General features: G+C 43.4%; 10 protein-coding genes. 6 read left to right on the top strand and 4 right to left on the bottom strand.

What is annotated here, in order from left to right:
- Positions 1–52: 52 nt before the first annotated feature.
- A complete protein-coding gene (locus tag HGO97_RS24165) occupies positions 53–199 on the top strand; it encodes a hypothetical protein (RefSeq protein ID WP_216239639.1) in 147 nt (48 codons plus the stop codon).
- 336 nt (positions 200–535) lie between these two features.
- Complete coding sequence (locus HGO97_RS03905; protein ID WP_216239637.1) at positions 536–1,765, top strand: [Fe-Fe] hydrogenase large subunit C-terminal domain-containing protein; 1,230 nt, start codon at positions 536–538, stop codon at positions 1,763–1,765.
- Positions 1,766–1,852: 87 nt separating this feature from the next.
- On the opposite strand, the gene HGO97_RS03900 is transcribed toward HGO97_RS03905, so the two are convergent.
- Both HGO97_RS03900 and HGO97_RS03895 read right to left on the bottom strand, forming a co-directional pair.
- The gene (locus tag HGO97_RS03900; RefSeq protein WP_246597283.1) at positions 1,853–3,898 is read right to left on the bottom strand and encodes an FtsX-like permease family protein; all 2,046 of its coding nucleotides are present in this window, start codon (positions 3,896–3,898) and stop codon (positions 1,853–1,855) included.
- Positions 3,899–3,941: 43 nt separating this feature from the next.
- Positions 3,942–4,700 carry an ABC transporter ATP-binding protein gene (locus tag HGO97_RS03895; RefSeq protein WP_216239633.1) on the bottom strand — a complete coding sequence of 253 codons (759 nt, stop codon included), beginning with the start codon at positions 4,698–4,700 and terminating at the stop codon, positions 3,942–3,944.
- 250 nt (positions 4,701–4,950) lie between these two features.
- Here HGO97_RS03895 and HGO97_RS03890 point away from each other — a divergent pair, with 250 nt between their 5' ends.
- From HGO97_RS03890 to HGO97_RS03880, 3 genes are all read left to right on the top strand, one after another.
- On the top strand, positions 4,951–5,685 hold the full coding sequence (locus tag HGO97_RS03890) for a LytR/AlgR family response regulator transcription factor (RefSeq protein WP_216239632.1): 735 nt from the start codon (positions 4,951–4,953) through the stop codon (positions 5,683–5,685).
- A 10-nt stretch (positions 5,686–5,695) separates the two neighbouring features.
- Positions 5,696–6,997, top strand: coding sequence for a sensor histidine kinase (locus HGO97_RS24160; RefSeq protein ID WP_216239631.1), 1,302 nt, complete (start codon positions 5,696–5,698; stop codon positions 6,995–6,997).
- Between the two features lie 94 nt (positions 6,998–7,091).
- Positions 7,092–7,721 (top strand): DedA family protein, encoded by a 630-nt coding sequence (locus HGO97_RS03880; RefSeq protein ID WP_216239630.1) that lies wholly within the window; start codon positions 7,092–7,094, stop codon positions 7,719–7,721.
- Positions 7,722–7,770: 49 nt separating this feature from the next.
- Here the strand turns inward: HGO97_RS03880 and HGO97_RS03875 are convergent, their stop codons facing one another.
- Positions 7,771–9,180 (bottom strand): sensor histidine kinase, encoded by a 1,410-nt coding sequence (locus HGO97_RS03875; protein WP_216239629.1) that lies wholly within the window; start codon positions 9,178–9,180, stop codon positions 7,771–7,773.
- The gene (locus HGO97_RS03870; protein WP_216239853.1) at positions 9,177–9,887 is read right to left on the bottom strand and encodes a response regulator transcription factor; all 711 of its coding nucleotides are present in this window, start codon (positions 9,885–9,887) and stop codon (positions 9,177–9,179) included. Before HGO97_RS03870 ends, HGO97_RS03875 begins: the two co-directional genes overlap by 4 nt.
- A 414-nt stretch (positions 9,888–10,301) precedes the next feature.
- On the opposite strand from HGO97_RS03870, the gene HGO97_RS03865 reads away from it, so the two are divergent.
- Positions 10,302–11,420 (top strand): substrate-binding domain-containing protein, encoded by a 1,119-nt coding sequence (locus HGO97_RS03865; RefSeq protein WP_216239628.1) that lies wholly within the window; start codon positions 10,302–10,304, stop codon positions 11,418–11,420.
- Positions 11,421–11,432: the final 12 nt, after the last annotated feature.

Here is an 11,432-nt window from a genome sequence, read left to right as displayed (position 1 = left end):
CTGAACATGAAAAAGGGGAAGAGACCGAAGGGGTTCTTCCCCGATTTGTTTTATGGTTATCAAGAAAGCAGCGGGGAGGATTTTAAGATTCACTTTGGCAAGGCAGTTTTATTTCCCGATGATTCAAACACGGAAGGAGGTACTGAAAGAATTCGGGGACGATAAGGAATTAAGAGATACGACAGATCCTTCCAAATGATTCGGTAAGGATAGCAGATGAACAGAGTCTTTTGATTACAGATATGCTGGTGGAACTGGAGGATGGAATTCTGGCTAATATTGAAATTCAAAAGATGGGGTACGCATTTCCGGGACAGCGGGTAGCATGCTATTACAGTTGAAGCATCAAGCAGAAGAAATCGAATTATTAAAGAAGAAGTTAGCGGAATTATCCAAAGAGTAAATTTTGTTTCATCATTTTGCAGAAATGAAATATTTAGAAATCGAATAATACGAGCCGATACTGCCCATAATATTCCATATTGTGTAGTAAGAGATTGATACTAAAAGTAACTACAGAATGGGAGAGAAGCGAATGAAGACATTTGAGGAACTTTACCGGGAAATTCTTGCACAGAAGATATCATTAAAAGCCCCGCTGCCGCCTGAATATCAGCCGTATCATTTGGACTGCCTGCTGCATCCCGAGTTATATGCCCCAGTGGTATTCAATGATCAGTGCCAAGATTGCGCATATGAGAGAGCCTGTCAAAATAGCTGTATTTTTGATGCGATTGAAGAAGATGAGGAGGGAAAATTATTTATCGATTCGAAGCTCTGTACGGGCTGTAGTGCCTGCGTGGATGCCTGTGAACGGAAGAATATTTTACCTGCAAAGGATGTGCTTCCTGCAATGAAAGCTGTAAGAGAGGCAGAAGGGAAGGCCTATATGCTGGTTGCCCCCGCATTTTTGGGACAGTTTACAAAGGAGGTGACTCCTGGAAAATTGCGGACCGCATTTCGGTCACTTGGGTTCACAGGGATGGTGGAGGTTGCACTTTTTGCAGATATCCTGACATTGAAAGAGGCATTAGAATTTGACAGACATGTTGTAGAAAAAGGGGATTACCAGCTTACAAGCTGCTGCTGCCCGGTCTGGATCGCCATGATTCGGAAACAGTACCATGAACTGATGCCGCATGTTCCGGGAGCCGTTTCACCGATGATTGCCTGTGGCCGTATGATCAAAATGCTGCATCCTGATGCGGTCACCGTATTTGCCGGACCTTGTCTTGCCAAAAAAAGTGAAGCACGTGAACCGGATATTGCAGATGCGATCGACTATGTGCTTACATTTCAAGAGGTACAGGATATCTTTGAGGCTGCAGATATACATCCCGAGGAATTGAAGGATGATAAAAAAGAACATTCCTCCCGGGCCGGCCGAATCTATGCAAGAACCGGAGGGGTAAGTGAGGCGGTGAAGGAAACACAGCGGCAGCTTCGTCCTGACCGAAAGATCAAAGTAAAGGCAGAGCAGGCGGATGGCGTTTCAGCCTGTAAAGAGCTGGTCGGACGCATACAGGCCCATGAGACAGATGCCAATTTTTTTGAGGGAATGGGATGTGTGGGAGGTTGTGTAGGAGGGCCAAAAGCTATCTTGAATCGAGAGGATGGTAGAAGATATGTAGAGGACTATGGGGATCAAGCCCCATTTGCCACTCCTCTTGAGAATCCTTATGTCATGAAATTGCTGGAGAAACTGGATTTTAAGACCATAGAAGACTTTGTAGAACACAGTGAGATTCTGCAGAGAAGCTTTTAACATCATCAAGGAAGTCCCTTACCCGCTGTTGTGTTATGGATGTCGGGTGAAGGACTTCCTTGTATCTTCGTATTCTAATTTTTCATACTACATTCCGAGTATTTTTAAGGCCTTTTTGTAGGTCCTTGTATATACAAAATATAGGAGCGTGCATACAAGAAGTGCGAGCAAGAAAACCTTTCCAAGGTTCAGTACTTCATCGGACACGATTCTCCAGTCGTTAAAGTATGACATGAGCAGTGAGTATACCCAGGCAACACTGCATCCGATAATGGCGGGATACTGGAAGATTTTCTTTAATTGCTGTTTTAAGATTCGTTTGCGGTAAGCTGGGTTTGCTCCTAACTTTGAGAGGCTCAAAAACAGTGCCTGGTTTTCTGTCGCAACGCTGATTCCTCTGACATAACTCATAATAATGACAGAAGTCAGCATGATGATGAAAATATAGAGACAGAGCATTACGTATATAGCAATATTTTTCATAAAATCCTGATGTTGGACGACGATGAACTGCGGCGCATATTTCCAGTCTTCAGGAACTTTGTCCATATTATGGGTCAGCCCGATACTCTCGCCAAGCTCATATTCTTCTCCCTTTTCCAAAGCATGCTTTTCCTCTATGGCGTCGTAATTTCCCATATAATCGGAGAGAACGCTTGCATGTTGTACATATTCCATTTCCAGAGCCTTAGCGAACTCATAGGAGCTTTCGACATCCTTTACATCAAAATCGATGATTTTCTCCATATATTGTGTTCCCAGAGAAGCAGTGATCGTCTGGTAGTCTTGGTCGGAGAGGATAAATGCATAGGGATCGCTGATCGTGGATAATGCATTAAATTCTACAGAGCCTCCATAAGAAAGATTGTATGTCTGGTCGGTATCTGGATTTGTCACGGCATACAGGCCGTCTATAAAATTCCAGATATTTTCTTTATAATCCACAGCCGTGATGGTCTTATAAGTGTTATGGTCTACTTGTACGTTCTGTCCGCTCAGTTGTTCAAAAGCACTCTCAGAGAAAAAGAGTGCGAGCTTCGCCTGTTTCCCATCTGTTTTGAAATATTTGCTGGTCTCATCTGAAAAGTCTGTGAAGTAGTAAGAAATCGCCAGGTTAGCAGCTTCGTTCTCCTCATATCCTGTGATCGTCATATCATATTCGTCAGCCAGACTATGGATTTCTTCTCCGGTAAGCTGGTTTTCTTCGATTGGAAAATGGAGCAAAAAAGCCTTTTGATTATCAATGCTCATAATCTCCGGCTGGGTTGCATAATACATTCCGTAAAAGGCAGAAAACAGGCAGCAGAAAAGAAGTAAGGTGGCTACACACATGTTTTTTGTTGTTGCCTTTGCTGAGAAACGCATCATACTGATAGAGACCAGATTCTTGTAATACTTATCTTTATGACGTCCGGCAGAAGACTGCGCTACCAGGCTGAGCATAAACATGTAGATTCCGATCAGAGCTATCAGATAGAAAAGATTAAAAGCCGCAGGTACTTCATAGTGTAAGAAGTTGGCAATCAAGGTTGGGATAGCTGTTGCGATAAAGAGTCCCAAGAAAATCAGAATCAGCCCCACTTTACCTGTCCAGGATGGAATCGGTCTTACCATTTCAGTCTTCTGGCTCTGGCGAAGGATATCCATGATATCGGTCTTTTTTACAAAACGCATTCCATAGAAAAAAAGTAAAGCTGTCAATACCACACAGAAAAGGAGTCCGACAATATATCCTCTCGCACCAAAACGATATTTCATTGCATCTGTAGATAGAAGAATGGAGTCAAATATTTTCCAGATTGCAAAAGACATTGGCAGTGCAAGAATCAGACCGATTACGGAGCTGATTCCGGTCAAGAATGCAAGTTCCTGGAAAAGCAGTGGCTTCAATGCTCTTTTAGGGGTGCCCAGTGCGAGCAGGACACCATATTCCCGGCTCTTATAGCGAAAGAACAGACCGGATGCATATACTGTAAAAATGAGGCATCCTACAATGGTGATTCCAAGGAGCAGGGAGGCCATTTTCCTGGTATCTCCTCCTTCTGGCAGGATATCCTGGACAGTGGGACCCATGTACATGAGAGCAAAGGATGTGACCAATAATACGGATAAGGCAATACAGAACCCTAACATCAGATATTGCCCCTTATTTTGTTTCCTGAGTTTTGAAAATATATTATGCAGCGTCATGGGAATCATCACCTCCAAGTTCTCTTAAAACATTTAACAGTTGATCCATAAATTCGCGGCGTGTTCCGGTTTTGGTAAGCTCTTGGTTTACCTCGCCGTCTTTTAGAACAATCACTCTATCACAAAAGGAAGCGGCATAGCTGTCATGGGTCACCATGAAAATAGTTGTATGCATTTCATTTTTTGCCTGCAGGAAGGCATCTATGACAGCTTTGCAGGATTTACTGTCCAGATTACCGGTGGGCTCATCTGCGAGCAGGACATAAGGCTGATTCATCATGGCCCGGGCAACAGCGGTACGTTGTTTTTCACCGCCGGAGATTTCCGCAGGATATTTATCCTTGATTTTTTCGATTCCGAACAAGCTGCATAATTTCTGCGCCTTGGCTTCCATCTGCGGAATCGGCTTTTTGGCTATGATCTGCGGCAGACAGATGTTCTCAAAGACGGAGAGGCCGTCAAGGAGCATGAAGTCCTGGAAAACAAAACCTAAATGTTTGTTGCGGATGGCCGCAAGTTTGTTTTCGTCCAAACCGGTCAGGTTCTTGTCATTGAGCAGGATTTCACCATGATCGTGAGGAATAAAACAAGAAATACAGTTGAGCAGTGTGGTCTTGCCGCTTCCTGACGGTCCCATGACTGCGACGAATTCCCCTTTATTTACATGGAACGTAATATCCTTTAACACTGGGTACATATTCGTACCGGTCTGATAACTTTTTGATAAATGATTGACTTTGAGCATTTTTGAATCCTCCTATTTGATATCTCTTAGTTGATGGCTTTATTTTATCGAATGATAGGAAAATAATATATTCAAAGAAGTGTCAAGTTTGACATAGATTTTGTCAAGTTTGAACACAGAATCAGCGTTAAAAAATAGGTATAAAAAGGATTGCAAATTGTATCAAGAATGTGGTAGCCTTATGTAGGTCTATCAAAAAGAGGTGAAGATCAGATTTAGAAATGAGTTGGAATTTAAGGGGTGGAGCAACATGGAAATCGCAATTTGTGATGATGAAAGAAAGTTGAGAGCAGGGCTTCGTAAGGTGATCGAGACGAAGCTGCAGCTTGATGGAATAGAATATGGGATTCAGGAATATGAGTCGGGGGAAGAGCTGCTTGCAGGGATGGAGAAGATTCTTCCGGATCTTCTGTTTCTTGATATTGAGATGAGCGGACGCAATGGTATGGAAACGGCAAGAGAGCTGCGTAGGAAATATAAGGATACGATCATCGTATTTGTGACAGCTTATCCAGATTTTGTGTTCCAGGGATATGAAGTCCATGCATTCCATTACATATTGAAGCCATATAAAGAGGAAAAGATAAAGGAAGTATTAGATAAGGCGATGGAAGAAGCAGGGCTTCTCAAGGAGAAATATTATCTGGTGGAGCAGAAAAGTAAAACACTGCGACTTGCATTTTCCAAGGTCGTATACTTTAGAAGCGAGGGGAGAAATGTTGAAGCAGTGTTGACATCTTCCGATGAAGGTTCAAAAAAGGTGGATAACTTTTTGGAAAGTGTCAGATTTTATGGAAAACTTAGTGAAATAGAAGAAGAAATGCCGGTCTATTTCGTACGTATTCATAATCGATATCTGGTCAATCTGAAATTTGTGGATAAGTTGGAGGGAAACAGTGTGGAGTGCGGCAGTATTTCTCTACCTGTAAGCCGTGCGTATAAGCAGGAGACCGCAGTTGCATTCGCAAAAATGATGCTGAATTAGGAGGAGAACAGTGGATAAGATAGATATCATAGCAGCAGCCTTCGACTTTATGGGATTTATACTCTATTGGGTGCAGACATGGTTTTTTTATCAGACAATCTGCAGTTTTTTAGAGCCGAGAAAAAATCGTTTCTGCCGGGCAGCAGCATTTCTCATCTGCTGTCCCATGTGCATCATGGTAATCTTCCCGAGGGATGTTTTTAATATTACTGCAAATCTGCCGCTGTTCCTGGTGGTGCTGATGATTGGGTTCAGACAGAGTCTATTGGTAAAGGGATCGATTGTTCTTTTGTTTTTCCCGATTATCATATCCCTCAATTTTTTGACACAGGAATTGACAGGATGGATTTGGAACCATTATTTTCATATGAATCAACTTGCCAATACGATGGTTTCGAATGTCATGATTTTGTGGCAGGTCTTGTTCTGGTTTATATTCTCCCGGATTTCCAAAAAGAAATTCCGGGAAATGACGCAGGCTTTGGATACCCGTTCATGGCTGCTTTTAGATGCAATCTGTCTGGCTTCCCTGGCTGCGGTGATTAGCTGCGTATACTATACACCGGAGCAGAGCTATAAAATCTGGCTCTGTATGCTGGCGTGTATGATCACAAATATTTCTGCAATTCGTCTTGTATACTATCTGGCGGAGCATGTCCGCGGAAAATTAGTTGAGAAGAATTTAAAGCTTCAACAGGATTATTATCAAGAACTAGAAGCAAATCAGATAGAAATCAGGAAGTTTCGGCATGATATGAATAATCATTTCAGTGTTGTGTCAGAGCTTTTGGAGGACGGAAAGGAAGCCGAAGCCAAGGAATATTTTCGGAATCTGTCGGGGCAGCTTCGGGCGAGAAGCCGGACCTTTTGTAAGGACAGTATTGTCAATGCAGTAATCAATTCGAAGTATAATCGGGCAGTAGAACAGGGAATCGACTGTTTTTTCAACATAGAGATCGATGCCCTTTGGTTCCTGGATAACCTGGATATCTGTACGATTTTTTCCAATACATTAGATAATGCGATTGAGGCCTGCATGAAGGTGGAGCAAGACAAGCGCAGGATTTCTGTGAAAGCCAGATGTATGGAGAATGGATATTTTAGTTATGAGATTTCGAACTCTAAAAATCAAGAAATCCAGGTAGAGGAGGGACACTATAAGACTTGGAAGAGAAATACAAAATCACATGGAATTGGAATTGAGAATGTAAGAGATGTGGTAAAACGGTATAGAGGGACGATGGAAATCAGTTATGATGAAAATACTTTCTGCGTGTTGATTTTAATTTCAGAGAATAGCAACTTAAGTTAAGGAAAGTCCATGTGGATATTCTTGGATGAGGAATGATTTGGCACTTTTCTCATATACTTATTTTACAGAAGTATATGAGGTCAGGAATAGGTGTATGCAGGAATTTATTATTCAGGTCATGAACCAGTTTGGGTATCTGGGAGTTTGTTTTCTGATTGCTGTGGAGAATATATTTCCCCCGATTCCGTCAGAGGTGATTCTGACTTTCGGAGGTTTTATGACGACGTATACCCGGCTGACGGTGCCGGGAGTCGTGATTTTTTCTACATTAGGTTCTACAATAGGGGCTCTTGTGCTGTATTGGGTCGGGACTGCGTTAAATCCGCAGCGGCTGGAGGCATTGACAAAGGGGAAGCTCTTTCGGGTACTCGGATTTGAGAAGGAAGATGTGGAGAAAACGATCCGCTGGTTCGATAAACATGGGAAAAAAGCAATCCTTCTGGGCAGATGTGTTCCGATCATCCGCAGTTTGGTCTCGGTTCCGGCGGGGATGGCAGGAATCAATATGCCTGTTTTTCTAACTTATACGATGATCGGAAGTACAGTCTGGAACATCATTCTGGTCTCGCTGGGGGCAATTTTAGGAGCTTCCTGGGAAGTCGTGCTTGTATATATTGGAAAATACTCCGCTTTTATCAAAGCGGTGCTGATCGCGGCGGTTCTGTTTTTAGCGGTCAGGTTTATGTGGAAAAAGGTCTTTTGCAGAGGGACGGATGTTGAGTGATCAACATCCGTTTTTTCTGTTGTCTGGAAGAAAGAAAATGATAGCTTCTCTAAGATAAAAATGCAGGGATACGGATGACAGCCAGGAATCCTCCATTTTTCCCGTGGTCAAATTCCAAAGTTCCTCCGTGTGCCTGTGCAATCTGGCGGACGATCATTAGGCCCAGTCCATGGCGCTGTCCATTGGTGTTGCTGTCGCAGAGCATATAGTGGGGAGTATTTTTTAGTGCCAGGAGCTGTTCCTCTGAAATTCCGATGCCGTCGTCCTCTACCAAGATGCTGCAGATCTCATCCTGATAGATCACGGAAATATGGAGGATACAGCCCTGCGGATTGTGTACCTGCGCGTTGATGATCAGGTTGGATACGGCACGTTTTAAGAGCTCCTTATCGGCAAGTGCCATACACATAGTCAGGGACTCATCTATTTCCCAGTCGATTGGGAATTTATTTTCTACATCCAGATTCATAAAGTCAACGACTGTCTGCCGGATGATGGGGATGATATCAGACAGCTCTGTGTGGAGCGGCTGCATATTGTATTCCAGTTTGGAGGCCAGGTTCAGGTCGTTGATCAGATTTTTCATCCGAATACTCTGCTGCTGGATCACGGCCGCTTTTTCATGCTGCTCTTGATTGAGGGCAGGGGAGTCCTCTAATTGTCCTGCGTATCCCATAATCATGGAGAGCGGTGTGCGGATGTCATGGGATACACCTGCAATCCAGTTGGCTCTTGCCTGTTCCTGTTTTCGAAGCTTCCGCTCCTGTGTTCTTAGTTTTTCCGAGGTACGGTTGATGGCCTGGGCAATTTCTGAGAACAATCCTATTTCTTTGATATAGACCTCCTGGCCATCCGGCAGCGTCTGGATTCCGTCAACAATGGGGCCCAATGTTTTCAGTAGTTTTGTTGTAACGGTCAGATAAATGAACAGGATCAGGAACAGGTTTACCGTCAGGAACAACCAGAGCAGTTTAGGGGCATTCGCGATGATCTGATAGTCGAAGGTATTATATATATGCTTCCAGTAGCGGTCTTTTGGAAAACCAAGTACAATCAGGCCATCCGAATGGTTGCTGGTGGTTGTGGGATAATCCTTTAAATAGGCGCGGGATAAAAAAGAAATCATGTTGATGTCATATTTTAAAGGAATTTCCGAAGGCAGATCTTCACTGTGCCAGGTGACCTCCAGGTTGTTCTTATCAATGAGAATGGCCCAGGTATTTCCTGTTTTCAATATCTGCCCCATGTCCTGCCCCTCATTTGTCCCGAGTATGTATTGTCCATTCTCGTTTTTAATCAGGGCGGCAGAGACCTTGTCGGCCATATCCCATCCCCCGGCATTGGCCCGTGAACGGGCAGTGACCAGGTAAAGGAGTGCGAAATTCAAAAACAGGATCAGGAACAGTGAAATCAGCAGTACACTGAAAAAGCGGCGAATTAATTTTGGAATGCTTTTCACTTGTGTCCCTCCTTTGTGATGAGTTTATATCCGAGTCCCTTTACCGTGATTAAGGATTCTGGCTGTGAAGGGACCTGCTCGATCTTCTCACGGATTCTTCGGATGTGGGCCATCAGGGAGTTTTCATAACCATAAGGATTATCGCCCCAGAGTGCTTCACAGAGCATATCAATCGTTACGATACGCCCGGCATTGCGAGAGAGGGCGGATAAAAGTTCATACTCCTTTGCGGTGAGCGGCAGATGTCCGTCTTCACGGATGATTTCGGCCCGCTCGAAATCGATCGAGCAGTATGCAAGATGCACAAGTGGAGTTTCCTCCTTATAGCATCGCCGAAGAATTCCATTGATACGCAGAATCAATTCTTTTGGAAGGAACGGTTTTACCATATAATCATCGGCCCCGATTCCAAGCCCCTCGAACTTATCTTCGTCCTCCCCCCGTGCCGTCAGGAAAAGAACAGGGAAGTCCTGAGTCCTACGGATTTCTTTTAAAAGAGAGAACCCATCTCCGTCAGGCAGCATCACATCCAGCACAGCAAGCTGCGGCTGCCATTTCCGGCAGATATCCAAAGCTTCCTTCACAGTAGAAGCTGTCTGAATATTATGGTATCCTGCCTCGCTTAAGATTGAAACGAGCATCGTCAGTAAATCCTTCTCATCGTCCACTAACAGGAGCTTCTTTTCCTTCAGGTAATCATATGTCATCACAAATCATCCTCTCTTAACTTAAGAATATTCTAAAAACGGAGAGCAAAGTGGCCTGCCCCCTTTGCAGTTTCTTACATTATATCACGCAAATTCGGGAGATTTGGGTTTGTAGCAGAAATGTAAGGTAAATGTAAGGTTATGCACGAAGAAAGTAGCGGAGGGATTATGAGGATATCTGCCATATGAATTCTTTTGTTAAAATAACACTATGAAAACGTCCATATTTCTATAATTTTGTACATAATAACTATAAGTCTATTGAAAAGTACCCCTAAATGTATATATTATACAATTACATCATGATTAAAGCTTCCTAAAAATGAAGCATAATGAACGTTCCGGCCGGACTGTTCTATATTCTGCACTTATTGGATGTGGACATCCAATGAGGTATGAGAGGAGAAGAATGATATGAAAAAGAAGTTATTAAGTATCTTAATAGCAGGTGTGATGGTATTTTCATTAGCTGCATGTTCGGGAGGAGAAAAAAAGACAACTGAGGATAAGACACAGAAAGAGGAGACGACAGAAAAGACAGAGAAAAAGGACGGGGACTTTAAGGTCGGTATTTCCATGAAAACATTAGATGGAGCATATTTCACAGCATTGTCCACACATATTACAGATTTCTGTGAAGACAAGGGATGGAGCGTAACCACCCTGAATGCAGACTCTGACACACTTAAGGAAGCTGAAAATATGGATACATTTATCACACAGGGATATGACCTGATCTTCATGGATCCATATGATCCAGAAGGCGCAGTAGCAGCCATCAATAAAGCACATGATGCTGGAATCCCTGTTATCTGCTGCGATAACAGTTGTGGAGAATCAGCAAACAATGTAACGACAGTATTCTCTGATAACCTTCAGAATGGACGTGAAGTCGGCCTCTGGGTCGGTGCGAACTGCTTTGATAAAGACGAACTGATCTCCGCAGTGCTGATTGCAGGCCAGAAGGGTGTCTATGCAGGTCAGGAAAGACGTACTGGTGTTATCTGCGGCGTGATTGAAACACGTTCAGGATGTACAGAGGATGAAGCATGGGATGCAGCAGAAAAGATGGAGGCTGAACTGATCAGTAACGGTTCTGCAAAGAATGACGATGCTAATTTTGAAATCCGCGGTGTCGGCTGGGGCGACTGGAATGCGAACGGCGGATTGGCAGCAGCAGAAGACTTGATCGTCGCAAATCCAAATATCAACTTCTTATTTGGAGAAAATGATGCTATGGTAATGGGCGCTATGACAGCTGTGGAGAATGCTGGATTGACAGATAAAGTGGTCCTGGCAGCAGCTGCTGACGGACAAAAAGAAGCATATGAATTAATTAAAAAGGGAACATCTTACAAAGCAACTGGAGAAAACAATCCGAAGGTCGTAGCAGAGACCGCAGTAGGTATTGCAGAAGATATCCTTGTAAATGGAGCTGATCCAGAAGGATATGAGAAATACACAAAAACACCGGCAAACTGCATTAACCCTGACAACGTAGATGAGTTCTACAGTCCGGATGCATTATTCTAAAAAATAGGACCA

The organism is Faecalicatena faecalis (genome assembly GCF_012524165.2).
Lineage (GTDB): Bacteria > Bacillota > Clostridia > Lachnospirales > Lachnospiraceae > Faecalicatena_A > Faecalicatena_A faecalis.
This window is presented reverse-complemented; position numbering and strand designations above follow the sequence as displayed.